This is a genomic window from Pseudoalteromonas sp. CO325X (assembly GCF_004208955.1).
Taxonomy (GTDB): domain Bacteria; phylum Pseudomonadota; class Gammaproteobacteria; order Enterobacterales; family Alteromonadaceae; genus Pseudoalteromonas; species Pseudoalteromonas ruthenica.
In genome coordinates, this window is record NZ_SGPG01000004.1 from 39149 (window position 1) to 62991 (window position 23843).

Annotated in this window: 26 protein-coding genes; 8 read left to right on the forward strand and 18 right to left on the reverse strand. The window is 47.8% G+C overall.

Going from position 1 to position 23843, the window contains the following annotated elements:
* Nucleotides 1–43 precede the first annotated feature (43 nt).
* On the forward strand, nucleotides 44–658 hold the full coding sequence (locus tag EXT46_RS19080; protein WP_276319713.1) for an EAL domain-containing protein: 615 nt from the start codon (nucleotides 44–46) through the stop codon (nucleotides 656–658).
* Here the strand turns inward: EXT46_RS19080 and EXT46_RS01855 are convergent.
* Both EXT46_RS01855 and EXT46_RS01860 read right to left on the reverse strand, forming a co-directional pair.
* Nucleotides 600–1391 (reverse strand): CLCA_X family protein, encoded by a 792-nt coding sequence (locus tag EXT46_RS01855; RefSeq protein ID WP_130144873.1) that lies wholly within the window; start codon nucleotides 1389–1391, stop codon nucleotides 600–602. The genes EXT46_RS19080 and EXT46_RS01855 overlap by 59 nt on opposite strands.
* Nucleotides 1388–1978 (reverse strand): tRNA-uridine aminocarboxypropyltransferase, encoded by a 591-nt coding sequence (locus EXT46_RS01860; protein WP_130144875.1) that lies wholly within the window; start codon nucleotides 1976–1978, stop codon nucleotides 1388–1390. Before EXT46_RS01860 ends, EXT46_RS01855 begins: the two co-directional genes overlap by 4 nt.
* A 116-nt stretch (nucleotides 1979–2094) precedes the next feature.
* Here EXT46_RS01860 and EXT46_RS01865 point away from each other — a divergent pair, with 116 nt between their 5' ends.
* The 3 genes from EXT46_RS01865 to EXT46_RS01875 all read left to right on the forward strand — a co-directional run bounded on the left by EXT46_RS01865 (nucleotide 2095) and on the right by EXT46_RS01875 (nucleotide 4760).
* Nucleotides 2095–2436, forward strand: coding sequence for an Hpt domain-containing protein (locus EXT46_RS01865; RefSeq protein WP_022943635.1), 342 nt, complete (start codon nucleotides 2095–2097; stop codon nucleotides 2434–2436).
* A gap of 88 nt (nucleotides 2437–2524) precedes the next feature.
* The gene (locus tag EXT46_RS01870; protein WP_022943636.1) at nucleotides 2525–3742 is read left to right on the forward strand and encodes a pyridoxal phosphate-dependent aminotransferase; all 1218 of its coding nucleotides are present in this window, start codon (nucleotides 2525–2527) and stop codon (nucleotides 3740–3742) included.
* Between the two features lie 127 nt (nucleotides 3743–3869).
* Complete coding sequence (locus EXT46_RS01875) at nucleotides 3870–4760, forward strand: DMT family transporter (RefSeq protein WP_165381042.1); 891 nt, start codon at nucleotides 3870–3872, stop codon at nucleotides 4758–4760.
* Here EXT46_RS01875 and EXT46_RS01880 read toward each other — a convergent pair.
* From EXT46_RS01880 to EXT46_RS01910, 7 genes are all read right to left on the reverse strand, one after another.
* The gene (locus EXT46_RS01880; protein ID WP_130144879.1) at nucleotides 4729–5412 is read right to left on the reverse strand and encodes a M15 family metallopeptidase; all 684 of its coding nucleotides are present in this window, start codon (nucleotides 5410–5412) and stop codon (nucleotides 4729–4731) included. The genes EXT46_RS01875 and EXT46_RS01880 overlap by 32 nt on opposite strands.
* Nucleotides 5409–6539: a succinyl-diaminopimelate desuccinylase gene (gene dapE / locus EXT46_RS01885; RefSeq protein ID WP_205988200.1), complete on the reverse strand. Its 1131-nt coding sequence runs from the start codon at nucleotides 6537–6539 to the stop codon at nucleotides 5409–5411. The genes EXT46_RS01880 and dapE overlap by 4 nt, the downstream gene beginning before the upstream one ends.
* On the reverse strand, nucleotides 6539–6892 hold the full coding sequence (locus EXT46_RS01890; RefSeq protein WP_130144883.1) for an ArsC family reductase: 354 nt from the start codon (nucleotides 6890–6892) through the stop codon (nucleotides 6539–6541). The genes dapE and EXT46_RS01890 overlap by 1 nt, the downstream gene beginning before the upstream one ends.
* A 5-nt stretch (nucleotides 6893–6897) precedes the next feature.
* Entirely contained in the window at nucleotides 6898–7392 is a 495-nt protein-coding gene (locus tag EXT46_RS01895; protein WP_130144885.1) for a PTS glucose transporter subunit IIA, read from the reverse strand.
* On the reverse strand, nucleotides 7389–7772 hold the full coding sequence (locus EXT46_RS01900) for an ACT domain-containing protein (RefSeq protein WP_022943642.1): 384 nt from the start codon (nucleotides 7770–7772) through the stop codon (nucleotides 7389–7391). Before EXT46_RS01900 ends, EXT46_RS01895 begins: the two co-directional genes overlap by 4 nt.
* A 247-nt stretch (nucleotides 7773–8019) precedes the next feature.
* Nucleotides 8020–10185 (reverse strand): phosphate acetyltransferase, encoded by a 2166-nt coding sequence (gene pta / locus EXT46_RS01905; RefSeq protein WP_130144887.1) that lies wholly within the window; start codon nucleotides 10183–10185, stop codon nucleotides 8020–8022.
* Entirely contained in the window at nucleotides 10185–11387 is a 1203-nt protein-coding gene (locus EXT46_RS01910; RefSeq protein ID WP_130144889.1) for an acetate kinase, read from the reverse strand. The genes pta and EXT46_RS01910 overlap by 1 nt, the downstream gene beginning before the upstream one ends.
* Before the next feature lie 177 nt (nucleotides 11388–11564).
* Between EXT46_RS01910 and yfbV the strand changes: the two genes are divergently transcribed.
* Nucleotides 11565–12011, forward strand: a complete 447-nt coding sequence (gene yfbV, locus EXT46_RS01915; RefSeq protein ID WP_022943645.1) for a terminus macrodomain insulation protein YfbV — start codon at nucleotides 11565–11567, stop codon at nucleotides 12009–12011.
* Here yfbV and rlmA read toward each other — a convergent pair.
* Genes rlmA through xthA form a run of 3 tightly spaced genes read right to left on the reverse strand, consistent with a single transcriptional unit; the run spans nucleotide 11996 to nucleotide 14237 of the window.
* Nucleotides 11996–12805: a 23S rRNA (guanine(745)-N(1))-methyltransferase gene (rlmA, locus tag EXT46_RS01920; RefSeq protein WP_130144891.1), complete on the reverse strand. Its 810-nt coding sequence runs from the start codon at nucleotides 12803–12805 to the stop codon at nucleotides 11996–11998. The genes yfbV and rlmA overlap by 16 nt on opposite strands.
* Entirely contained in the window at nucleotides 12802–13425 is a 624-nt protein-coding gene (locus tag EXT46_RS01925) for an energy-coupling factor ABC transporter permease (protein ID WP_130144894.1), read from the reverse strand. Before EXT46_RS01925 ends, rlmA begins: the two co-directional genes overlap by 4 nt.
* Nucleotides 13426–13433: 8 nt before the next feature.
* Complete coding sequence (gene xthA / locus EXT46_RS01930; protein WP_130144896.1) at nucleotides 13434–14237, reverse strand: exodeoxyribonuclease III; 804 nt, start codon at nucleotides 14235–14237, stop codon at nucleotides 13434–13436.
* A gap of 316 nt (nucleotides 14238–14553) precedes the next feature.
* Between xthA and EXT46_RS01935 the strand changes: the two genes are divergently transcribed.
* Nucleotides 14554–14991, forward strand: a complete 438-nt coding sequence (locus EXT46_RS01935) for a hypothetical protein (RefSeq protein WP_026110933.1) — start codon at nucleotides 14554–14556, stop codon at nucleotides 14989–14991.
* 114 nt (nucleotides 14992–15105) lie between these two features.
* Here EXT46_RS01935 and glsA read toward each other — a convergent pair whose 3' ends face one another.
* The 4 genes from glsA to EXT46_RS01955 all read right to left on the reverse strand — a co-directional run bounded on the left by glsA (nucleotide 15106) and on the right by EXT46_RS01955 (nucleotide 20129).
* Entirely contained in the window at nucleotides 15106–16113 is a 1008-nt protein-coding gene (gene glsA / locus EXT46_RS01940; protein ID WP_130144898.1) for a glutaminase A, read from the reverse strand.
* 141 nt (nucleotides 16114–16254) lie between these two features.
* On the reverse strand, nucleotides 16255–17643 hold the full coding sequence (locus tag EXT46_RS01945) for a DcaP family trimeric outer membrane transporter (protein ID WP_130144900.1): 1389 nt from the start codon (nucleotides 17641–17643) through the stop codon (nucleotides 16255–16257).
* 8 nt (nucleotides 17644–17651) lie between these two features.
* Entirely contained in the window at nucleotides 17652–18743 is a 1092-nt protein-coding gene (locus tag EXT46_RS01950) for a DUF481 domain-containing protein (RefSeq protein ID WP_130144902.1), read from the reverse strand.
* A gap of 90 nt (nucleotides 18744–18833) precedes the next feature.
* On the reverse strand, nucleotides 18834–20129 hold the full coding sequence (locus tag EXT46_RS01955) for an anti-phage deoxyguanosine triphosphatase (protein WP_130144904.1): 1296 nt from the start codon (nucleotides 20127–20129) through the stop codon (nucleotides 18834–18836).
* Between the two features lie 161 nt (nucleotides 20130–20290).
* Here EXT46_RS01955 and EXT46_RS01960 point away from each other — a divergent pair, with 161 nt between their 5' ends.
* Together EXT46_RS01960 and EXT46_RS01965 are read left to right on the forward strand one after the other, a co-directional pair.
* Entirely contained in the window at nucleotides 20291–21106 is an 816-nt protein-coding gene (locus EXT46_RS01960; protein WP_130144906.1) for a glucosaminidase domain-containing protein, read from the forward strand.
* Nucleotides 21099–21749 (forward strand): DUF2987 domain-containing protein, encoded by a 651-nt coding sequence (locus EXT46_RS01965; RefSeq protein ID WP_130144908.1) that lies wholly within the window; start codon nucleotides 21099–21101, stop codon nucleotides 21747–21749. The genes EXT46_RS01960 and EXT46_RS01965 overlap by 8 nt, the downstream gene beginning before the upstream one ends.
* A gap of 42 nt (nucleotides 21750–21791) precedes the next feature.
* Here EXT46_RS01965 and ttcA read toward each other — a convergent pair whose 3' ends face one another.
* Together ttcA and uspE are read right to left on the reverse strand one after the other, a co-directional pair.
* Complete coding sequence (gene ttcA / locus EXT46_RS01970) at nucleotides 21792–22703, reverse strand: tRNA 2-thiocytidine(32) synthetase TtcA (RefSeq protein ID WP_045978666.1); 912 nt, start codon at nucleotides 22701–22703, stop codon at nucleotides 21792–21794.
* A 121-nt stretch (nucleotides 22704–22824) separates the two neighbouring features.
* The gene (gene uspE, locus EXT46_RS01975; RefSeq protein ID WP_045978667.1) at nucleotides 22825–23748 is read right to left on the reverse strand and encodes a universal stress protein UspE; all 924 of its coding nucleotides are present in this window, start codon (nucleotides 23746–23748) and stop codon (nucleotides 22825–22827) included.
* Nucleotides 23749–23843 lie beyond the last annotated feature (95 nt).

A 23843-nucleotide genomic window follows, 5' to 3' on the forward strand; every position in this document is an offset into this window, starting at 1 on the left:
CCCCGACCAGTTTATACCCATTGCAGAGTCGGCGGGGCAAATTATGGAAATAACCGAATGGGTGCTAAGTGAATGTATTGCATTGCAGGCTAAACTCCAAGAGTTCGCCCCCAAGCATGTTATATCGATTAATATCTCCGGTCGAGACTTAAGCAATAAGAGTTTGCCGACGCATATTCTCACCTCACTACAAGAGCAACGGGTCGCACCATCGAGCATTATGTTGGAGCTGACAGAGTCGGCGACAATAGGTGGTCAGCGTAACGCTAAAACAGTGTTTGATGAATTCCGGCGCATTGGTGTTAAATTAGCCATTGATGACTTTGGCACCGGCTATTCATCATTGGCATATTTAAGTTACTTAGGCTTTAACGAACTCAAAATCGATAAGCAGTTTGTGCACAATATTGCTGACTCTCCAAAAGATCAGTCAATATGCCAAGCCACCTGCGACCTTGCGCAAAGTCTTCAAGCGATGGTGGTCGCAGAAGGGATTGAGTCACTGAGCGATGCGCAGTACATGCGTAGCTATGGTTGTGACATCGGTCAAGGGTATTATTTTGCTAAACCTATGCCGGTTGCTCAGTACATGCAATGGCTTAGTCAGCATCATGACTTCGGCTTAGGGCTTGACCCAAAATCGCAAAGTAACGGCTGAAATAGGGCGCTAGCAGGCGCGCTTCATCGTCAGTAGGGTAGCCGCCAAGCTTTGCCAACTCACCTTGTTTAGTACCATTGACCAAATACTGGTTTTGCAGCGTATGGCTTTGAATATAATGCTCAAAAGCGCGTGCGCTAAGCTCTTCAGGCATCGCAAAGTAAAGGCGTCCAGCGGAATTATCAAGGTCAATGGCGCGCTTCATGTAATCGGAGCTATGATGCGCGCTGGCATCAAGAAATAAATGCCGGAACAAAGAGTTTAACGCTTGGTTCATGGGGTGTGTATAGATATCTTCGCGCGTCAGCCATAGTTTGCTGGCAAAGGCGAGCCGGCTGACCTGCGAAGTGAACAAAAAGCGGCTAATGTAATGATCAAATGCATGCCACCATTCATGAGCCAATGCACCACAGCCTGCGTTTTTCGCCAATGCCAGGGTCCGGGTGGTACTTTGATAATGGGCTTGGACACCGAGCTGGCCGCCTTGACCGAATGCCAGCGTTAAAGTTTGCCGCAGGCCAATCGCTTCGGGAGGGATGGCTAAAATCTGGGTTAGGTCCGCAAGCGCATCGTACACTAGATTAGCGGCGCGCTGACATTCCTCAGCGCTCACCCAGCGGCCAAGAGATATGGCTCGAAAGCCAAACGTGGCACGCACTTCAGCAAAATCGACATCAACGCCAAAGCGATAATCAGGCCCTCGGCGGTACTTTTTTGCCATTAACTGACTCATGATGAGTACCGCTGACGAACATGCGCAGGCATGTTTTTGAGCTGCTCCTGGACGAACCCAGCCAATAGTTGCTTTAGGGGCTGTGTTGATAGGCCCTCAAGCTGAGCCAAACAATAATTCGTCGCTTCCAACGTCGACAGGCTATCGTCACGGTTTGCTTTACGGATCCGGTACTCGCTTGCAGGTGGCTGCGCGAAAGTCAAACTAGGCAGGGCATGGAGCCAAGGGTTCAACTGCCACAACCGATGTACTTTACTCCAGGTGCCATCGAGTAGAATAATATGCTTGATGGTACCGCGCTGCTCGCTAAGTTGCTCTATGGCGTTTGCTTGCTCACTGGGGTAGACAACCGCAACGCCCTGATCAAGGATGCTTTGCACAGCCAAAAAATCCCCGGGGTTTTCACCGGTACAGACATTAATTCGCTTTAAAGCGAGCTGAAGAAGCGGCGTGGTGCTCTTAGCTTGGCTGAGCTCGTGGGGATGGCGTAAAATCCACACAGTGATGGTATTTTCAACCGCAATAACATATTTACACACGCAGTGAGAGCTTGGGTAGTGACACTGAGTGCACAGATTCCGAGCCATAAATGCCCCATTAAATTGCAAACACCGCTATTGTAATTGCTTTAAGTGCTTGCTCCAAGTTGTCCATTTGCTAATCTCAGCTTATGCTTTAAGAAATAACCTTAGGAATTAGTATCATGGAAATAAAAATAGATGAGAATGCGCTGGTTGCCATGAAAAGTTTATTGGCCGATCAATTTGATGCGACGTTGACCTTTTGCTTTAGTGAATTTACCCGCTTACATGGTGCTTTTTTGCAAAGCTTAGATAGCCAAGATAGTGAAGCGATACGTAACATTCACAGCTTAAAGTCGAATGCGGCGCAATTCGGTGCTATCACCTTAGCAGATACTGCGCGACGTATTGAGCAAGGGTTATCTCAAGGTGAGCGCCAGTCATTACAGCAGGATATTGATAGTTTGGATGAGGTCATCGCCAGTAGCGTCGTGCAAATGAAGCAGTGGCAGCAACAGAGTTGAAATTAATTCATTAATAACCCCCTGTCGCTACTGGTAATTTCCCTTTGGGCCCGATAATCTAACTGAGCATTTCGATTAAGGGGGAAGTATGTCCGAGATACTCAAAAGCCAGAAGTTACAGGGTGTGTGTTACGATATTCGTGGTCCGGTTTTACAAGCCGCAAAGGCCATGGAAGATGAAGGGCAAAAAGTCCTTAAGCTCAATATCGGAAATCCTGCCGCGTTTGGCTTTGACATGCCAGAGGACATGCTCCGAGACATCATCCGTAACCTGAGCTCAGCACAAGGTTATTGCGATTCAAAGGGTTTATACTCGGCGCGTGTAGCCGTATATCAGCATTATCAACAACGCGGCCTACACAACCTTAGTGTTGATAATATCTTTATTGGTAACGGGGTCAGCGAGCTCATCCAAATGGTGACGCAAGCGCTGGTTAACAATGACGATGAAATCCTTATTCCTGCCCCTGATTACCCCTTGTGGAGTGCCTGTGTGACGCTCTCAGGAGGCAAAGCTGTCCATTATCGCTGTGATGAGCAAGCCGATTGGTTTCCTGATATCGACGATATTCGTAGTAAAATCACCAATAAGACCAAGGCGCTGGTATTAATTAACCCCAATAATCCCACCGGGGCTGTGTATAGCAATGCGCTCTTGCATGAACTTATCGCACTCGCTCGCGAGCACAATTTATTACTATTAAGTGATGAGATTTACGAGAAAATCCTATTTGATAATACGCCACATAGCTCTATTGCAGCGTTGTGCGACGATGTCCCGGTGATCACCTTTAATGGCTTGGCGAAAACTTATCGCGCAGCGGGTTTACGTATGGGGTGGATGGTACTAAGCGGGCCCACCAAAAGGATGGCAGACTTAATCAAAGGCCTAGAGATGCTTGCTTCGATGCGCTTATGTGCCAATGTGCCAGCACAAAACGCAATTCAACAAGCGTTAGGGGGCGTGCAATCCATTGATGCGTTAATCGAGCCGGGTGGTCGTTTGTACGAGCAGCGTACTATCGCTTGGCAAGGGTTGAACGATATTGACGGCATTAGTTGTGTCAAACCCAAAGGCGCGTTGTATGGCTTTGCTAAGGTCGATACAAAACGCTTTAATATCACCAATGATGAGACCATGGTGTTAGATTTGCTTACGCAAGAGAAAATTCTGTTGGTGCATGGGCGCGGTTTTAACTGGCCTGAGCCGGATCACTTCCGCATTGTGTTCCTGCCGCACAAAGATGAGTTACGACCAGCGATGGAGCGCATCGGGCGCTTTTTCAGTCGGTATCGGCAAAGCTAGTGGGGGTTATCAAGCCAGCCTATCGTTGGTGTGAAGCACCATTGGGTTTTTAATGCCCTAAGCCGTGAAAAATTTTACCGTTTTTGCCTGTCTGCTACTAAATAATTAAGCACACATGGAAACCACTATGCCCTCACTCTCTCGGTATGCTCCTTGGTTGTATGCGCTGCTGAGCATGCTCGCATTTGCTGCTAATTCCTTACTCAATCGTGAGGCTTTGGCCATGGTGCATATTGATCCGTTGAGCTTTGCCGCCATTCGCACCGTTAGCGGCGCTTTAATGTTAACACTCCTGGTGATGTGCTCTACGGGTCGGCAAGGCCAAAAGAAATCGGTGCGGGCTACAGGGGGCAGTTGGCTCGGGGCAATAAGCTTAACCGTTTACATGTTTGCTTTTTCGATTGCATATATTAGCTTAGATGCTGGCCTAGGCGCCTTGCTACTGTTCAGTGCGGTGCAGTTTTGCATGATCTCTTGGGCCCTGTTACACAAAGAGCGCTTCAGCGCTTTGCAATGGGTGATGCTACTGGTGGCGATGACAGCCTTTTTTATTTTGCTGAGCCCACAGGGCACGGATGTGCATCTAGGGTATAGCGGAATTATGATAGTCGCCGGTGTCGCGTGGGGCAGCTACAGTATACTCGGGCAAGGCCGCAAAGACGCGACCTTGGCAAGTGCAGATAATTTTCAACGTGCGGCAATGCTTTCAGTGCTAATTATGGTTGGAGTGTTGGTATCACAACACACCTTATTTGCTCACCCCAAAGGGCTTGTGCTTGCTTTCGTCTCGGGCGCTATAACGTCAGCGCTCGGGTATGCCTTGTGGTATCGGGTTATCCAGCGCATTAAAGCCAGTCAAGCGGCGGTGATGCAACTCAGCGTACCGCCGCTGGCTATGTTAGGTGGGGCTGTCTTGCTCGGTGAGCGCATTGATGGCACTGCCATGGTCAGTGCCGCCGTATTAGTTGCTGCAATCGGCGTGTTTATTATCGCGCGGCAAAAACAGGGCCAACATTAGTAACAAACTGCGTACACAGGGTATCGAGGTGCGCCATGATTGTCTCATTGCCAGCCACGTCACTGTCGCGCAGGGCATCGGCGATGGTGCTCGGATTCTGCCATGGCAGCAAAATACTGGCGCTGGTTATATGGCTAATGTGCCACGGCTCCGGCGCCACGCCTCCGCGATAACAATCGTAAGGTCGGTAAAAGCCGTACTCGGCCATGTGCTCATCCAACCAATGAGATAACTGAGCAAAAGGCCCTGTGGGTGCATATTCTTGCTGCGTTAATGCCAGCGCATAGTCGTCGCTGACAGCGCCACTGTCCCAGACATCAAAGTCAGTACCAAAATGATGCCGACTGGCACCGGGGAGAGCTGAAAATAACATAATAGCTTGGCATCGTTGCAAAGTATTGAGGTGCGACAACTCAACTACCTGCTCATTGATATCTAATACACTGCGGTGGCCATTAAATTTTGCATTCCAGATAGCAGCTTGGCGTGAGAACGAACGAAACGCCGAGGCTACGCGTAAATCAATACCGTCCTTTGCAGCCCCGCGCTGCAACCGCCTCAAGTCGTGTAGCGCCTCATGGTGGACAGATTGCTGTTGATAACTGACTAAGTGCTCGTCACTTCGCCCTGTGGCACACATCGCTAGATTCATGTGAGTAAACGTTCCAAAATTCCCTCATAAATGAGCGCAAGGTTGTCTAAATCAGCACAACTGACGCATTCGTTCACTTGGTGAATAGTTGCATTACGCGGCCCAAGCTCGACGACTTTTGCCCCTGTGGGGGCGATAAAGCGGCCATCAGAGGTACCGCCGCTGGTTTGCAACTCGGCTTGATAACCCAATTGGCTATGAATTGCCTGTTGGACAGCGTCAATCAGCTCACCCGGCTCAGTGATAAAGGGTTCACCATTGTGCACCCAACTGAGCTCATAGGGGAGCTGGTGTTGTTGTAACAATTGCACAACGCGTTGCTGTAGTTGTGGTGCCGTTACTTCGGTGCTGTAGCGAAAGTTAAATTGCACCTCTAAATCCCCTGGAATTACATTTCCCGCTCCGGTTCCTGCATTGATATTGGAGATTTGCATGCTGGTGGCAGGGAAGTATGCGTTTCCCTCATCCCACTTTTCAGCGCACAAAGCGTCTAGAAAACCAGTGGCGCGATGGACGGGGTTATCGGCTAAATGGGGGTAAGCTACGTGCCCTTGTTTACCTTTCACGGTTAAAAACGCAGTTAATGAGCCACGGCGGCCATTTTTAACGACATCAGCTAGTTTATCTGTGGATGAAGGCTCGCCGACAATACACATGTCTATGTGCTCATTACGTGCTTGCAGTGTGTCGATAACCCGAGTGGTGCCATTAATGAAGGGTCCCTCCTCATCAGAGGTGATAAGAAATGAGATTGAACCTTTATGATTAGGGTGTTTTTTTACGAAACGCTCGGTTGCTACCACCATCGCCGCCAATGACCCTTTCATATCAGCGGCACCGCGCCCGTGTAAATAACCATCGTGCTCTGTGGCCGCAAAGGGTGGGAAATGCCATTGGCTCTCATCGCCGGTAGGTACCACATCGGTGTGCCCGGCAAAGCAGACATTGGGCGACTGATTATTACGTCGTGACCAGGTGTTTAGGGTATCAACAAAAAACATCGGCTCATTGTTAAAGCCCACCTTGGCTAAACGTTCACTGATCACATGCTGGCAACCGGCGTCATCAGGGGTCACCGAGCGCCGGCGCATCAGCTCTTTAGCTAGGTTTATGACATCACTCATAATTAGCTCTTAGCGAACATGTTGTCGTAATCGGCCGCTTTATAGCCAATTAATGCCTGATCGTCAGTGCGTAGAATAGGGCGCTTGATTAATGCTGGATGTTCAACCATTAATGCCATGGCGCTGTCTTTATCAAGCTGCTGTTTTTGCTCATCACTGAGTTGGCGATAGGTGGTGCCTCGTTTATTGACCATGGTTTGCCAGCCAAACAGGGCTTCGAGTTGTGCCACCAGGTCACTGTCGAGACCGTGTTTGCGGTAATCGTGAAATGAATAATCGACGCCCAAACTATCTAAGTGCTTTTTCGCTTTTTTAATGGTGTCGCAATTACTAATGCCGTAAAGAATGATGCTCATGAAATCTACTTCTTGTGATAAATGAATAACAAAGGCTCAGCGCAATGTGCCTGCTTGTGGCTAAATAATATCTCTGCGCTAAAACGTGTTTGGGTCACTATCATAGCGACCCGAGGTGCCGATTTAAACTGGCGTAGGTCAAAGTAAGCGAGTTGCATCCCTTTGCGTACAGGGGTGCAGTTAAGCGCCGATAGTTTTGCCTTGTTCGTCAGCGTGGGCTCATCGCTGTGTAAATGCACTAATATATGCACGCCGTTATTGCTTTTAAAGCGCCATTGTTTGGCACCCATATCAACGCTGAGTAGCTGACCGTCGCAAGGGGCTACCAACTTATGTGAATGCATCTCGATACACACCCCAGCGCCAAGTAAACCATGTGCCATAAGTGCACTGGGCAGGCAATTTAAAGGGTGCACCTGGCCGCTCACAGGAGCACACAGTGTTAGGGTGGGTGAAGGGGGTAACTCAGCTGGCAAGCAAAATTGACTAACTTGGCTCATGAACGAACGGTGTAACCTTCTTTTTTAAGTGTCGACATGGCATTTTTTGCCTGTACGCGTTTAACCAAAATATAGTCTGTATCAAAGGTAGATACAGCAAAAATGGAAATGTTCGCTTGTGCCAACACGCCGGAAATATTAGACAATATACCTGTAAGCGAAAAGCCAAGGGGACCGAGTACTTCAAAGGCCACCCAGCCTGGTTCTTGCTCTAAACTATCAAGCTCAATATCACTGTTGCATACAACGGAAAGCTCTTCAGCTGTTTTGGCAACGAAATAAAACTCGCTTTGGGTAATGGCTTTGGGGATCTCGCTGGTGCTCTCAAAGCTATGAATCGTAAAGTCGTTCGCAAGCAATTGTAGCGTTTGTTTAGCCATAACGATCCCCTTTAAGGTTAAAGTTAACTTATACCGAAAATAACTCGACGGGTCTAGGGACTTTGCTTTTGCTTAGTTAGATTATAAGCAAATCCAACATAAATGGGTATTAAGAGTGGGGTGAGGTAAGGGCCATGGTGACAAAATAAGTTGCTAACAAAAGCTGTGGATAAGTTTGGGGGTAGCGTGGTTAATAGTCTGTAACTTTATGAAAAGGCAGCACTTATTTATGCTGCCTGATTATTGTTCAGGCGTCGCTCAGTTGCTCAGCCGCTTGTTGTGCTTGAATTGCTGTCAGTGCGATGGTGTAGACGATGTCATCCACTAAGGCACCACGGCTTAAGTCATTCACCGGTTTACGCATGCCTTGAAGCATCGGGCCAATACTCACTAACTCGGCGCTTCGTTGTACAGCTTTATAGGTGGTATTGCCGGTATTCAAGTCAGGAAATATAAACACTGTTGCCTGTCCGGCGACCGGGCTATTTGGGGCCTTTTTGCGCGCTACATTTTCCATGATCGCGGCATCATATTGCAGGGGCCCATCAATGATCAGGTCGGGACGTTTTTGTTGCGCTAATTCAGTGGCGGTCCGTACTTTTTCGACGTCGGCGCCCGCGCCCGAGCTACCAGTGCTGTAGCTGATCATCGCCACCCTAGGATCAATGCCAAAAGCGGCCGCTGAATCTGCCGACTGGATAGCAATATCTGCCAATTGCTCCGCCGTTGGGTCTGGGTTAATAGCACAATCGCCATAAACCAGTACTTGATCTGGCAGCAACATGAAAAAGACCGATGATACCAATGATGAGCCTGGCGCCGTTTTAATCAACTGCAGCGGTGGGCGAATGGTGTTGGCCGTGGTATTGACAGCCCCAGACACTAGCCCATCGACTTCGCCTTCGGCTAACATCATGGTACCCAGCACAACGTTATCTTGCAGCAATTCCTCGGCAACAACATGGGTAAGGCCCTTGTTCTTACGAAGCTCAACCATAGGTGCAACGTAGTTAGCGCGGATGCTGTCAGGGTCAACAAGTTGAACATAGTCATTGAGCTCCACGCCCTGTTGCTCAGCGATACGCGCGATCTCTTGAGGGTCGCCTAATAGCACAGTCCGGGCAATGCCGCGCTCACCACAAATAGCCGCAGCCTTGATGGTGCGTGGCTCTTCGCCCTCCGGCAGGACGACGGTTTTGTTGGCTCTACGAGCCTTATCGGTAAGCAAGTAACGGAATGCTGGCGGCGAGAGTTTACGTGTTTTCTGCGAACTTTGCGCCAAGCTATCGAGCCACTGACTATCGATATAGGTGGCTTGGTGCGCCTTAACTTTATCAACGCGCTGCTCATCATCGCAGGGCACTTCAAGGTTAAAGTTATGCAGCAATAATGACGTGCGCCACGTATCGTGCTCGGTAGCCAAAATAGGCAGGCCGGTTTGTTCCATAGCCTGCTGGCACAGCGCCATAATACGGGGCTCAGGTTCAATATCACCGGTGAGCAAAATGGCTCCTATCTTGGTGCCGTTCATCGCCGATAAGCAACCTGCAACTAACACATCTGAACGGTCCCCCGGTGTAACCAGTAACACTCCGGGAGAGATATGGTTAAGTAAGTTAGATACGGTGCGCGCACAAAAGGTTACGCGACGTAAGCGCCGATGCAATAAATCGCCTTGATGAATCACTTTAGCATCAAGATACTGTGCTAAATCGATGGCTCTTGGAGCGACCAGCTCGAAATCCCACGGGATGCTACCAAGCAAGCGAAAGGGTTGCCGGCGAAATAGCGGCATCGAGGCTAAACGGTGCAGCTCATTTTCTAGTTGCTCCGGGTTGAATTGCTCAACCAAGTCGGCCCGTGCTCGGCCTTGTTCATCAAGCGGCGCATTCACTTTGTTAAAGATACAACCAAGCACACGCGGGTGACTGATGCCACCGTAATTGCCAGCGGCTATCTCAATTTTGTCCTCTAACTCCTCTAAAGAGTCATTACTGGGGGTCACTACAAACACAATATCAGCGCCAAGAGTCTGGGCTATTTCTCGGTTCACACGCCCCGCATAAGGTTGGTTTCTGGTTGGTACCATGCCCTCAATGATGGCAATTTCATCATCATGAATTGCACTTTCAAAACGCTCAACGATCTCTTCAAGCAAGGTATTTCCTTTGCCATCGCCAATCATATTTTCAGCGTAGGTCAAAGAAAATGGCTCCGGTGGATTGATGCTAGAGCCGATTTTCACGATCGCAGTCGATTTCTCAGGTCCACACTCGCCACGACGGGGTTGGGCAATGGGCTTAAAGAAGTTTACTTTGATGGCTTTTTGTTCCAAGGCCCTCACTAAGCCCACGGATACAGAGGTAAGGCCGACCCCCGTGGAGACGGGAATTAGCATAATACGACGTGACATTATGATACTCCTTTTGCTAGGCGAGCGGCATCTTGGCAAATCATCCACTCCTCATTGGTGGGGATCACCACCGCCTGAGCACGGCTGGTTGCCGTGGTAATAACGCCTAGGTTGCCAAAGCGGGCCGCAAGGTTACTCTCTGGATCAACATGGATATCTAAAAAGCTTAAATGGGCGAGCACTTTAGCACGAATAATGTCTGAGTTTTCGCCAATGCCACCGGTAAAGATAAGTGCATCGAGACCAGCAAGCGGTACTAAATAAGCAGCAATCTGCTTAGCCAGTCGGTAACAGAAAATATCCAGGGCCAGGGTAGCCTTGGCATTGCCAGCTACATGCGCCTCTTCTATGGTGCGACAGTCATTGGATAATTCGCTGATCCCCAACAAGCCACTTTGCTTGTTGAGTATGTCGCTGACTTCTGCACTGGCATAACCTAGTTGGTTAGTCAGAAAGTCAAACAGTCCCGGGTCGATATCACCACTGCGAGTGCCCATCACCACGCCCTCTAAAGGAGTGAGCCCCATGCTGGTGTCAACACTGCGGCCATTTTTTATCGCACACACCGAGCAGCCATTGCCGAGGTGGGCAGTAATGATGCGGCTGTTATCTGCATCTAATCCAAGCTCTTTAATAGCCATTAAACTCACATACGCATGACTGGTACCATGAAAGCCATAACGTCGCACACCATGGCGCTCATATAATGAGTAAGGCAAGGCATACAAATAAGCATGCTTAGGCATCGTTTGATGGAAGGCGGTATCAAATACGGCAACCTGAACGAGCTCAGGAAATGCCGCCTGTGCAGCACGAATGCCCGTTAGGTTTGCCGGGTTATGCAATGGCGCCAATTGTGCCGTTTGAGTAATGGCATCAATAATATGGGGAGTGATAATCTGCGAGCCAGTGAATTGTTCGCCGCCATGCACCACACGATGACCTACGGCGATTAAATGTTGGCTCAAAGAGAAATTACCAATAAGCGTGACCAGGGTATCGATCGCTGTTTGGTGATCGGCGCCCTTAGGTAAGGCGTTAGTATGCTTGTCGCCAGCAAATTTATACTTTAAGGTGGCGTCGTCACTGTGCAGACGTTCTGCTAATCCAGTGAGTAGTTCATCGCCAGAGTTGGCATCCATAACAGCGAACTTCAAACTTGAGCTGCCACAATTGAGTACGAGGACGTGTTGTACAGACATTAAATAGACCTGTGGTTGAATGTAGGAACGTGAACCCATCAATGAACTTAGTCGGGCGCCAAAAGATTAGCTATAATCCTTAGGTGAACCTAGTGCAAAACTAGACTAAGGTATAATTGATAGGTGATATATATTTTACCTTAATTTCAGACATAGCGTTAGTTGTTAGAGGCGCAAATGCAAAAAAGTCTTATTTCGCAAATACAGCAAGGTCACCAATACACAAAAGTGTGGCCGCTACGGCGTGAGCTAGCGCCGCTGTTTATAGAAAACAGGGTGGTGAATGCCACGGCCTTCGCTATCAAAATCATGCCTGCGGTGGCACTGACAAGTTTAGTGATTCAGCTTCAGGTGTTGGGGCAACAGTTTTTGGGGCCCGCTCTTGCATGCGCCTTACTGATCTTGTCTTTACCGGTGCAAGGTTTATTATGGCTCGGAAAACGTGCTGAGACACCGCTGCCACCAAGTATGGCACTGTGGTATCGTGAACTTCACGAGAAGATGGCGGCACAAGGATATCAAGGAGCACCAGCAAAAACTAAACCTTGCTATATGGAGTTGGCTAAGTTGCTCCGTGATATGTTTGAAAAAATGGACAAAGCCTTTCGTCAGGATATTTTCTGATACACCGTAATGAAAAACTCGGCGTCGATAGTCACCTCATCGGCGCTTGCCAAATCTGCCATTTGAATTTCACTGAACTTCCATGCAAAGGGTGTCATCAGGGCTAAATCTCTGGCTTCTTCTCCAGGTAATGAAATTTGCTGTTGTAACAACTGTTGCCGTTGCCGATTGAATCCGGGCGGTGTGTCAGGAGCAGTGTGCTCGCGCACCTGTTGATATATGAGCGCTTTTAACTGCGCTAAGTGTCTTGGCCCTGGCGAAACAACAATAAGGTGGCCGTTGTCCTGTAACAAGCGTGCGCTTTCATCGGCGAAAATAGGGGCAAATACGCTGCTCACCACACTGGCGCAGCCACTGGCCATGGGCATTTGTTTGGTTGACGCCACGGCAAACTGACAACCAGGGTAGCGCTTGGCTCCATAACGCACGGCAGGTTTTGCAATGTCAATGCCATGAACAAGCTCTGGGTCTTGGAATTGTGCTGCCATCGCTGCGCTATAGTAGCCTTCACCGCAGCCCATATCGACAACATAACCTGTTCCTGAATAACACGCCGAGACTTCTTTTGCCAGCGCATCGCGCATAAATTGGTAGTGGCCCGCATTTAAAAATCGTCTTCGCGCCTGCACCATGTCCTGATTATCTCCAGGTTGTTTGGATTTTTTAAACTGTACCGGGAGCAAGTTGACGTATCCCTCTTTGGCATAGTCAAATTGATGGCCCTTGGCGCACACCAATGCTTGGTTTTGACGTTGCAGCGGTTGCTGGCAAAGAGGACAACAGTAAGCACTCATTGAGAGAGGTATTCCTTATCATAAAAGGTGCGCACCCAGTGTGGCCGATAGATCACCATCAATGTCATGGCCATGCCATTTAGCATCGCTTCGGGAAACCAGATCAGGGCGCTTAAAAATAGGTAGTTTTCAGTGAGCGTTACCCAATCATAACTACCGATAAACCAAAAATAGCCGGCACCGACAAAAATTTTCAGGCAATTAGCCAATGCTGCACACAAAAAGCTACAAACAAAAATATAGATGAACAGATGCCGGGGAAGGGCGTGATACACCACAATAAATAATAAATAGCTAAAATAAATAGGGATCAGCGCCGTCAGTATGATGAAGGTTGCTGCACTTTCAATACTGACCACGGAAAACGCCAGCAACAAGGCCGTTGCTAATACACTGGCCAGTGTCGCTAGGCGCCAGCCTAAGATCAGAGTGACCGCAGTGACGCCAAGAATATGGATATCTAGGCCCGGGAATATACCTGCCTTGATACGCCAAAGTAGTGCCAGTACTAAGGCGCAGGCAAATAAGCCTTTTTGCCGAGCAGGATGCGCTATCAACCCGGTTAAACTGGCTTTATCGATGCTCAGGGCAAGGATAATTGCAAGTATGATATAGCTCATGGCTGCGTTTAAAAAGTGCTCCAAATTGGGGCGTGATCAGAAGGCTTTTCAATGCCTCTTAACTCATAATCAATGCCGCTGTCACTCAGGGTGCTCGCCAATGCCTTGGTCGCCAAAATTACATCAATTCGCAGTCCTCGGTTATCATCGAAGCCTTTCGAACGATAGTCAAACCAAGAAAATTGGTCGTCCGTATCTGGGTGGCATTGGCGATAGGTATCGACCAAGCCCCAGGCCAGCAGTGTATCCAGCCACTCGCGTTCTTGTGGTTGAAATGAGCATTTTCCGGTTTTTAGCCAACGCTTTTTATTCGCTTCACCAATACCGATGTCTAGGTCGGTTGGGGAAATGTTGATATCCCCCATAACGGCTAATTTACTGTCAGCGTGGTAATGGCTATCCAATTCAGTCATCAAATCAGCATAAAACTGTCGTTTATAAGGGAACTTGGTTTCATGATTGATGTTATCGCCTTGCGGGAAATAGCCATTTAGCACCGTAACATCATCACCATGGCTATCTTCCACAGTAACGGCAATCATGCGTTTTTGATGATCATCGGTATCGGTAGTGAAGCCTTTTTTCACCTGCTTAGCGGGGTTTTTAGTTAGCATTGCCACGCCGTAATGACCTTTCTGCCCGTGAAAATACACGTGGTAGCCCATGGCTTCAACATCGGCGACAGGGAATAAGTCGTCATGTACTTTAATCTCCTGAAGGCCAACGACATCAGGGTTGTGTTTTTCCAATAGCGCCTGCAGTTGGTGTAATCTTGCGCGAATGCCATTGATATTAAATGAGATAAGTTTCATGTCCGGAGATCCTTTTGCACTAAATAACGGCGTTGTTGGCAGTATACCAAGCCCGTCGACAAGTAAAAATGGCTACGCTTTTGTTTCGATTAAAAATGCAGTCTTACTGAACGAGTCGACTTTTTTAAGATGATTGAATTGTGAGCAAAAAGTACAGCTATTAAGCATTTGTTACATGATAAATGTGATTACGTATATGAATTGTTAATTCTTTAAAATATTTTTAATTGCATAGCTAATGCAGTTGACATCGTATTTTGTGGATATAAAATTCAGTTCAAATTTTGATCACCCGTTCATTTTTGTGGAGTCTTACATGACCAAACTAACTGCCCTTGTTATCCCTTGTTTATTCGCTACTTCAGCTTTTGCCAGCACAGAGCGTGTTTATTTTGCTAAAAACGACAGTATTGAGTCTCAGGTCTGCGTAGCAGCTGCGAACCAAGGTTTAGCGGCAGCAAAAGAGCTAGGTGCAAAACATGGTATTCGTGTAAGCCGAGTATCTTCTAGCTTGTACTGCAACGGTCAAGATATTCGTGATATCGCTAAAAATGTGACGGTTGAAAACGCAAATAGCGACACTGCAGTGAGCCTTTACGCTAAAAATAATCAGCGAGAAACACAACTATGTTTGGAAGCGGCGCAAAAAGGTTTAAGCACATTAAGCCTACAGAACAAGCGTCTATCTAACCTTCGTTGTAACGGCCAGCCGGTTAAAGAATTTGTTAAGCGTTACCGTAATGCTGCAATCTAATGAGTGATTGAGCTCGCTCAGTCATTTTCCACAAGTTGGATATCAAAACGCACCTTGAAAAAGGTGCGTTTTTCGTTGCATCGTTGATAACTAAGTCAATGCGGATAGGGACAATTAATCAAGATGACTAAATACATTGGCGTTGGCCTTATCGGCGATATAATCTATCGCCCGCTGAGCGCGAACACTGTTGCCAGCCTCATCAAGTTTTGGTGAAAAAGCAGCAATAGCAAACTTGCCTGGCATCACCGCGATAATGCCACCACCGACACCACTTTTGGCCGGTAAGCCTACTTGAAACGCCCAGTCGCCACTGGTTTCATAAAGCCCTGCGGTAGCCATCACCGCCAGCACACGTTGAACATTTTCTGCTGTCATTAGCGCTTCGCCAGTGACTGGGTGCGTGCCACCATTCGCGAGTACGGAAGCCATCATCGCGAGATCTTTGGTCGTCACTCCCACTGAGCATTGACGTGTATAGATATCTAAATTCATATCCACATCACCGTAGAAACGGTCATAAGACTTAAGCAGTTCAGCAATAGCGAGGTTGTGGCCATTGGTTGCCGACTCTGATTGATATACCTCGTTCATCACCGCCAGCTCTCGGCCAGCAAATTGATCATACCAAGTAGCAATCGACTGCCATTTTTGCTGTGTCTTATCACCCTCTAGCAGACTCACTGTGGCCATGGCCCCCGCATTGACCAGTGGATTGACTGAGCGGTCTTGGTTCAGCTCGATGGCAGCAACAGAATTAAATGGCAATCCTGTGGCGTTGACGCCGATTTTATCGACTATTGCTGCGCTGCCTTGCTGCTCCATGGCTAAGGCGAGCGTAAATACCTTCGAAATGGACTGAATTGAAAATGTGGCGTCAATATCCCCTTGAGTGAATACTTGACCATCAGCGGTGACGATAGCAATGGCAAATAAACTGGAGTCCACTTTGGCCAAAGCCGGAATATAATCGGCATTGGCTCCTGCATTGGTATCTTTGTATAAAGCATGAGCAGTATTGAGCACTTGCTCGACCTTCTGTGGGTCATAAGGGCGAGCCAAACAGGCGGTACTGCACAAAATAATGAATGATAAAAAGGCTGAACTTATCCACGTTTTCATTGTTTCACTGTCCTATTAAGGGTGTTGAGCACACACCCGGGCCGATAAAAAGGCCATAACATCAGGGCGGCGATTTAAGCACGCGCCTTATGAACCAAAGATTAAATGCTTGCTAAGCGATAACGCTAGTAAATCATCGCTTCAATACTTAAAGCCAAATGAGGTTTGCAGGCGCAGGTTATCAGCCTGCTCACCGGCAAAATTTTCTACTTCCCCGTATTGTAGCTCCACGCCTAAACGGGACATCATAGTGGGGTTCCAAATAAGGTTAATAGTGCTGTAGAGACTATTATTAAATGCTCTAGCGTGTTGCGTAGCAAGGTTATCAACGTCGACGTAGCTTACCCCTAGGCTAGATGTAAAGCGCTCACTCCATTGCTTATCGAGATACACAAACCCACCACTGATACCGATTGCTTGTAAATCACCGTTGCTGTTTAAGCCTGCATCGCTGCCCCCGGTGATAGTGCTGTATATACTGCAACACGGGTCATTGATATAGCGGGCGATGCCTTCGCCAGTTGCAAATTGGAACTTCAATAAATGTGCCTTATCAAGGGCATAATTGCCGGTGACATTGATACCCCATCCAGTTACCGAGTCTTCTTGGGTCGATGTTTCAAAGCCTAAGCTACGTAGTAATAGGGCGGCTTTTATGTAGCCATCTGCGAAACGCTGCTGATAACTGAGTGTAGCGTCTGGCCAATCGTTCTGCTCATTGAAAGAAAGGATCGTGGGGTCGATATCTCGAGGAAATGCCAAGTCGGCGTCAGAGCGCTCCATGGTCACCATCCATGTTGCCCCCGATGCGCTCTGTTCAGTGCGATAGCGGATTTGTGGCTGACGGGTGAACACCATGGCAGTGGGACCCCAATAATCAATGATGTTGGGGAAGGAATTAATGTCCATAAACCCGGAAAAGGTTTGTCCTGCTCCCCAATTCCCAAGCTCACCCCACAGGTGAGTCAAGTGAAAATCGGCATTACCTTGGTCATCAAACATATCGAATTCAAAGCGCGTGGTCATATCACCATAGTGGGTGGGCGTATGGCTGCGAAACGACAGCTTAGATTGGCCGGCGCTCAACAGCGTGTTGTCGTTGGTGGTGTTGTCATCATAAGCAATAGAAGAGGTTTGAAAGCCGGCACGATTCGTCATTTCGCCGTGATTATAGATAGCATCAAGCCAAATTTGTCCACCTAGTTGCAACGTCGTCGTTGAGTCGCTTAAGCGAATACTTTTGGCGGGGGCGGCAAACCGGTGACTCGGTCGGGTGGTGTCATTAAAGAGCACTTGCTGCGCCTCTATCGCTGAGACCTTGGCATTATTAGCCACTACTTGGGTGCGTTTTTGTTCGCGCTCCAATGCAGCGATTTTTTTATCTTTAGCAGCCAACTGCTTTTCTAGCTCGCTGAGGCGCTGTTCAAGCGCACTGAGACGCTGCTCTATACTTTGTGCATGACTATTGGCGCTGTAGCACAGCGCAGACAAGAGCGCTGCGGTGACAACATTTAATGGCAGAAATTTCATTGGCTCTCCTAAAGTTCAACACCCAAAGAAACAATCATCTTGTAGTCATCCTGCTTGGGAATACTGCCATCGGCATTAGCTACGGGGGAGGCAAGATGATCCCACACCAATGATAAGTCCAAATCTATGTCGTTAGTTATATCGATAGAAGCGCCAGCAAGAGCATGTTGAGCATTACCACCTGAGGCGTTTTCAGCAAAGGTGAAGCGATAGTCAAACTTTAAATCTACATTGGTGCGCCATTCGTAATCCAAATTTGACTCAAAATAAAAAGAGGTGGAGGAATTACTGGTATCTTGCCCCGCAGCGACATCACTAAACTCGGTTCGTTGATAGGCTGGCCCCGCACCGATATCCCATTCCAGTTTATCTGTGTCTATTAAGTAGTAGCCAAAACCAGCACCCAGGGTGTATTTGTTATCGATATTTTGAAAAGGGTCGCGGTAATACTCAAAAAATACCGGGCGAAAATACAGTGAGCTGGTATAAAACCAATCAAAGGTGCCATTCGCTCGGACATTGTTTTCAGTCACCTTATCGTCGTTTGCTGTACGATCTGCCAGCGCGGTAATGAGTAACCGGTTACTGGCCGTCCGACGTTTTATATCAACACTGGCCGAGAGCTCGGTTTGTTCGGTATTCCCTCTGCTTAAATTCGCGCCTACGCCGACCTTGATAGACCAAGCGCTTAGCTCGTCTTCGGCACTAGGAGCAATAGAAACTAAGTCTTGATAGCGATATTGCGAAGGACTGTTTCCCACAACCACATAGCCTCCGGATATATTCAGCGACCCTTGTTGCACAGTGCCGTCATTAAAGCGCACGCTGTGAGAGCGCCCAGATATGACCATATAAATATCTTCTTGATCAATGATCAGGGTATCGAGAATATCGCTTTCAAATTCCACCTTTTTGTCATAGAGCGATTTCAGCTCTCCTTTAAGCCACTCTCCTGAATTTAGGCGTAACCAGTCGTATTTATCGGCTTGTTTGATAACGACCTGACGTTCCTCAAGTAAGGTATCAGGCAACGAACTGATTGTGTTGGCGTTATTGCTAGTACTTATGAGCAACGCCAGTAAGCATAAAGGGTAATGCATTGGTGTCGGTCCTTGAATACTCAGACGTTTTCGTTATTGCTTCATTAGTTTAGACGAACATAAAGCAATTGCTGTGTTCCTATTATGTAGTTAAACACCGATGGTCGGTGCAAACAACCGTTGATAAGTTTTGTATGCATACTCATCGGTCATGCCACTGAGGTAATCGCATAGCACGCGTAAAGGGTTGTCGCCCTGTTGCTCAGCTTTACGATAACTCAATGCGGTTGTCTCCGGCAGCAAGCGTAGGGGATCACTGGCAAATGCGGCAAATAATTCCATGATTAGTTTTTGTCCTTTAAATTCAATTTGCTGCATATGGGGGGCGCGAATAAGGCGTTTATAAATAAAATGTTTGAGTGCGTTTAATAAACTCATGTAAGCGCTGGGCAGGATCACTTGATAGCGCAAAATATCGCACCCACAGCGGCTGTCTGTTTGCTCAAGTCGGGATTGGGTAATGAACAAGTTAACTAACTCACCAATGATGTCTTTGCGCTGCGCTTCACAGCCAAAGAAAAGCCGTTCAGTGATGCGGCTGTCATCTAGCCAAGGACAATCGATTTGAGCAAGTGCTGGCTCGCCATGAGCCTGCCAATCGTGGACAGTGATTTGCTCGGTGGCAATCGCATCTTCAAGATCATGCACCGCATAAGCAATGTCATCTGCCAACTCCATAATGGCCGCATCGAGTGATTTATAACGGGTTTTGTGGCGATATGCATCATACTGCTCATGGCTGGTAAAGCGTTGGCGTTGTGAGTCATCGAGCGGCGCTAAAATCCAATCAAGCAAATCTTGGTCATCATTGTATAAGCCTTTCGCCGGGCGCCAATCGTGCGCTTTTATAAATTGTTGTTTGGCGTTTTGCTCTGGGTGAGTGTGCCAAAGTGTATCAATAAGCGCTGGATACTTTATAAACCCCAGTAAAGTGCGTCGGGTTAGGTTCATGCCGTAGCCCTGAGTGTAGGGCTCTAACTTCGCGACGATTCGCAAGGTTTGCGCATTGCCCTCGAAGCCTCCGTGTTCGCGCATCATATAATTCAGGGCAATTTCACCGCCATGGCCAAATGGTGGATGACCAATATCATGGGCTAAACACAAGGTTTCAAGTAATGACTCATCAGGAAGACAAGTAATATCTGGATGTTGTCGACTGAGATGACGTAATAGACCGCTGCCAATTTGCGAAACTTCCAAAGAGTGGGTTAAGCGAGTGCGATAAAAGTCATTCAGGCCAATACCCATAATTTGGGTTTTGGCTTGCAGGCGGCGAAACGCTGCGGCATGAATAATACGTGAGCGATCCACTTGCCAAGGTGAGCGATTGTCATTAGGGCGGTGTTTGTGTTCATCGGCGCGCCGTTGTTGCCAGATATGCTGCATGGCTTCCTCAATCTGATCCTTTGCACTGTGCAAAGTGTAAACTATAAATAAAACAAAGTCTTTTCAATCACCCGAGTGTTCAGATTGCGTTTTTAAAACAACCATGTTCGCGATATAATGCCGCGTTTTTTGATCTGGCCTTGGGGGCTCGTGGAGGATTCATGATAAAAAAGCTTGGACTGCTAATAACCGTAATAATCTGTGTGACTGCATTGTTGTACCCGTTCATATGGGGAACCCGTGTCGCAGACACCCAGCCACGTGAGGAGCAGCCCACTGTGGAAAAGCCAACAGTGCCGGAAAAACCTCTGCACAACGTTAAGCTACCTAATTTTGCTGCGATAAAGGATGTAAAACAGAAAAAGGCGGCGTTCTTCGACTTTATTCGCGAGCCTATTGAAAAAGCGAATGCTAAGTTACGCTCACAGCGTGCAGTGTTAGAAATTGCCCTGATGATGACCCAATTTGATGAGCCACTTACTGAAGTGCAGATTGATAAAGTCAGCGATATTTTCGCCGAATATGGGCTGGGAGATGAACAAATTAGTGAATTATCACTGCGCCAAGCATTGCGCAGAGTGGATGTGATCCCTAAAGAATTAGTCATGATGCAGGCGGCTAATGAGTCGGCATGGGGCACCTCACGTTTTGCCCGCATCGGACTTAACTTTTTTGGGCAATGGTGCTTTAGTAAGGGCTGCGGTATGGTGCCAAAGCGCCGCAACCAAGGGGCAAAACATGAGGTTGCAGTGTATCAGTCAGTGCAAGAGGCGGTGAATGCCTATTTTTATAATATCAACACCAACAGCGCGTATCGTGAATTACGCGATATTCGCGCCGACTTACGTCAAGCACAACAGCCAATCGATGCCAAGGCACTGACGTATGGGTTGATGTCTTACTCTGAGCGCGGTGAAGCCTATATTGAAGAGCTGCAAGCGATGATTGACCATAACAGGACTTACTTCGATGAATAAATGCCTTTTTATTGCCACACTAATGTGTTCAATGGCTGTGAATGCGCAGCCAACAGATGAGCATGTGGTGATGTCTTACGATGGCTTTTACGACCGTATGGAGGTTGTCAACGAGGGCAATTTCCAACACGCTAAAGTCGGCTTTTACTTAAAAACCTATGAGAATGCAGAAAATTGCGTACTAAAGGAAGGCAAAATCGTGACCGAGCGCGAACGTTTTCCTTTAACTTATGACGATAACGGGCAACTGTTCTTGCCCTTTGACAAGCAACTCGATACCCATAAAGCTATGGTCATCGCCACACCACAATCAGGGCAGTGCCAGTTGAGTATGCAAATTGAAGCACCAGGACCGTTTACACGATTAACCCATGCCCAAGCTTATACCATTGAGCAAGAGTTTGATGATTTAATTGGCGACTTATCTGGCTTTTTTGTCGGTACGCTGATGCCGTTTTTGCTACCTGAACATAAAGGGGTGCAACTACACTTTGCTGATACGCTGCCGGCGAAGGTGCCAGACAGCTGGCAGTGCCAAGGCTTGCAATGCAAGGTGCCGATTGAGCAGCAGTGGCAAGACAATAATAACACCTTAGTAGAAGGCACGCAGATTCACCGAATTACGCCATGGATAGCGCAGTAGAGAAAGGAATAAGGCCGCTTTAAAAGCGGCCTTATTATACTCTTACAGCTCAATGGCTTGAATTTTTACACCACTGTCAGAGTGTTCTTCTTCGGGCACAGTTGGTGTGTCGAACTGGGCTTTATCCAACGCAATATCGCCGCCATCTATTACTTCACCGGTTTGCAGCTGTGCAAAGTTAAACAGCGAAGTATCAGCCATATGTGAGGGCACCACGTTTTGCATGGCGGTAAAGATGCTTTCAATACGCCCAGGTGATTCTTTATGCCACTGCTGCAGCATCGCCTTGATGTTCTGTCTTTGTAAGTTTTCTTGCGAGCCACACAAGTTGCAAGGAATGATTGGAAACTCTTTTTGTTGTGCGTATGCACTGATATCAGCTTCTTTACAATAGGCCAGTGGGCGGATCACCATGTGCTGGCCGTCATCGCTCATTAGCTTGGCTGGCATGCCTTTCATTTTTCCGCCATAGAACATATTTAAAAACAAGGTTTCAATCATGTCATCACGGTGGTGGCCCAGAGCAATTTTAGTTGCTCCGAGCTCTTTAGCGGTGCGATATAAGATACCACGGCGTAAGCGCGAGCACAGCGAGCAGGTGGTTTTACCCTCAGGCACTTTATCTTTAACAATCGAGTACGTGTCTTCTTCAACAATTTTGTACTCAATACCTAAACCATCCAAGTATTCGGGCAGCACATGCTCAGGGAAGCCGGGTTGTTTTTGGTCTAAATTCACCGCAAACAGCTCAAAGCGTACCGGCGCTGAGCGTTGTAGATTTTGTAAAATATCGAGCAGGGTGTAGCTGTCTTTACCGCCGGATAAGCACACCATGATGCGGTCGCCTTCTTCAATCATATTGAAGTCAGCAATGGCTTGACCTGTATGGCGGCGTAGCCGCTTTTGCAGTTTATTGAAGTTATATTGCGCTTTGGCTTGTGCTGAATGCGACACCTAGACACCCTTGTTACGGCTCATTTTAAAGGCGCGTATTATAGGCATACAGTGCAGCGGCATCAAGAAAAAGGCGGCATTAGCGCCGCCCAAATGACAGATAATGTGTAATGGTTGCAGATTAGTCCTCAAGCGGGGAGTGATAGCCATCGGGTTTCAGCGCCAGGACATCACAATCGAGACTATCGATAACATGCTCAGCAGTGTTGCCGACAAGAGCTGCACTAAGACCGGTGCGGCCCACAGTGCCCATCACCACAAGTTCACTGTCGAGTTTTTTCGCAATCCGAGGGATTACATCCTCCGGTAAACCTTCCTCCACATGTTGATGATGCGTAGCGATACCATGTTGAGCACCTAATTCTCGCGTTGAATTGAGATGATGCTCTTTCACCGTTTCGTTGTACTGTGAGGGATTAAACTCCGGGATCTCAATGGCAATATTCACCGGTGTTGCCGGGTAAGCATTAACTAAATGCAGGTCGCCCTGGGCAAGTTGAGCGATAAATTTAGCGTCTTGAACAATGCGTTGATTAAGCGCTTGGTGTTGCTCATCATCACTGGAAGCATTAACCGCAGCCACCACTGCACCGCCAACTGGCCAGTTATGGTCTTTCACTAGCAGTAAAGGAGCCGGGCATTTACGGATCAAGTGCCAATCGGTAGGCGTAAAGATCACCGACTTTAGCGTGTCATGTTGGTGTGTGCCTTTGACGACTAGATCATAATCATGGCCGAGCACTTCGCGAATAATGGCTTCGAAAGGGCGGTTATGCCACACCACTTTGGTGTCAAATTGCACATCTTGGTATTGGTGAGTGAGGGTTTTCAACCACTGCTCTTTTTCACTGAGCACCGCTTTGCGCATGGCTTCGCGCTCTTCGGCACTGAGCATTGTGGTCATTTCATAAGAAAAATCATAGATGGACAGGAACGCGGTGATTTGCGCACCGCTTTTTCGCGCCAGTTCGATAGACCGAGACAAACTCTGTTGCTGCTCCACGGTGGGATCAACCACAGCTAAAATACGTTTAATTTTATCCATTGTGCGCCTCCTGCATTACCAAGCGAATTGTAATATACACCATTTCAGTGTAACGCAATTAACGCAATTGAAAAGGGGGCGCAGTCTGTGAGTTT

Excerpts from the sequence above, each read along its gene's own strand:
- EXT46_RS19080 (WP_276319713.1), top strand. The coding sequence starts at position 44 with ATGGAAATAACCGAATGGGTGCTAAGTGAATGTATTGCATTGCAGGCT.
- EXT46_RS01855 (WP_130144873.1), bottom strand. The coding sequence starts at position 1,391 with ATGAGTCAGTTAATGGCAAAAAAGTACCGCCGAGGGCCTGATTATCGC.
- EXT46_RS01860 (WP_130144875.1), bottom strand. The coding sequence starts at position 1,978 with ATGGCTCGGAATCTGTGCACTCAGTGTCACTACCCAAGCTCTCACTGC.
- EXT46_RS01865 (WP_022943635.1), top strand. The coding sequence starts at position 2,095 with ATGGAAATAAAAATAGATGAGAATGCGCTGGTTGCCATGAAAAGTTTA.
- EXT46_RS01870 (WP_022943636.1), top strand. The coding sequence starts at position 2,525 with ATGTCCGAGATACTCAAAAGCCAGAAGTTACAGGGTGTGTGTTACGAT.
- EXT46_RS01875 (WP_165381042.1), top strand. The coding sequence starts at position 3,870 with ATGCCCTCACTCTCTCGGTATGCTCCTTGGTTGTATGCGCTGCTGAGC.
- EXT46_RS01880 (WP_130144879.1), bottom strand. The coding sequence starts at position 5,412 with ATGAATCTAGCGATGTGTGCCACAGGGCGAAGTGACGAGCACTTAGTC.
- EXT46_RS01890 (WP_130144883.1), bottom strand. The coding sequence starts at position 6,892 with ATGAGCATCATTCTTTACGGCATTAGTAATTGCGACACCATTAAAAAA.
- EXT46_RS01895 (WP_130144885.1), bottom strand. The coding sequence starts at position 7,392 with ATGAGCCAAGTTAGTCAATTTTGCTTGCCAGCTGAGTTACCCCCTTCA.
- EXT46_RS01900 (WP_022943642.1), bottom strand. The coding sequence starts at position 7,772 with ATGGCTAAACAAACGCTACAATTGCTTGCGAACGACTTTACGATTCAT.
- pta (WP_130144887.1), bottom strand. The coding sequence starts at position 10,185 with ATGTCACGTCGTATTATGCTAATTCCCGTCTCCACGGGGGTCGGCCTT.
- EXT46_RS01910 (WP_130144889.1), bottom strand. The coding sequence starts at position 11,387 with ATGTCTGTACAACACGTCCTCGTACTCAATTGTGGCAGCTCAAGTTTG.
- yfbV (WP_022943645.1), top strand. The coding sequence starts at position 11,565 with ATGCAAAAAAGTCTTATTTCGCAAATACAGCAAGGTCACCAATACACA.
- rlmA (WP_130144891.1), bottom strand. The coding sequence starts at position 12,805 with ATGAGTGCTTACTGTTGTCCTCTTTGCCAGCAACCGCTGCAACGTCAA.
- EXT46_RS01925 (WP_130144894.1), bottom strand. The coding sequence starts at position 13,425 with ATGAGCTATATCATACTTGCAATTATCCTTGCCCTGAGCATCGATAAA.
- xthA (WP_130144896.1), bottom strand. The coding sequence starts at position 14,237 with ATGAAACTTATCTCATTTAATATCAATGGCATTCGCGCAAGATTACAC.
- EXT46_RS01935 (WP_026110933.1), top strand. The coding sequence starts at position 14,554 with ATGACCAAACTAACTGCCCTTGTTATCCCTTGTTTATTCGCTACTTCA.
- glsA (WP_130144898.1), bottom strand. The coding sequence starts at position 16,113 with ATGAAAACGTGGATAAGTTCAGCCTTTTTATCATTCATTATTTTGTGC.
- EXT46_RS01945 (WP_130144900.1), bottom strand. The coding sequence starts at position 17,643 with ATGAAATTTCTGCCATTAAATGTTGTCACCGCAGCGCTCTTGTCTGCG.
- EXT46_RS01950 (WP_130144902.1), bottom strand. The coding sequence starts at position 18,743 with ATGCATTACCCTTTATGCTTACTGGCGTTGCTCATAAGTACTAGCAAT.
- EXT46_RS01955 (WP_130144904.1), bottom strand. The coding sequence starts at position 20,129 with ATGCAGCATATCTGGCAACAACGGCGCGCCGATGAACACAAACACCGC.
- EXT46_RS01960 (WP_130144906.1), top strand. The coding sequence starts at position 20,291 with ATGATAAAAAAGCTTGGACTGCTAATAACCGTAATAATCTGTGTGACT.
- EXT46_RS01965 (WP_130144908.1), top strand. The coding sequence starts at position 21,099 with ATGAATAAATGCCTTTTTATTGCCACACTAATGTGTTCAATGGCTGTG.
- uspE (WP_045978667.1), bottom strand. The coding sequence starts at position 23,748 with ATGGATAAAATTAAACGTATTTTAGCTGTGGTTGATCCCACCGTGGAG.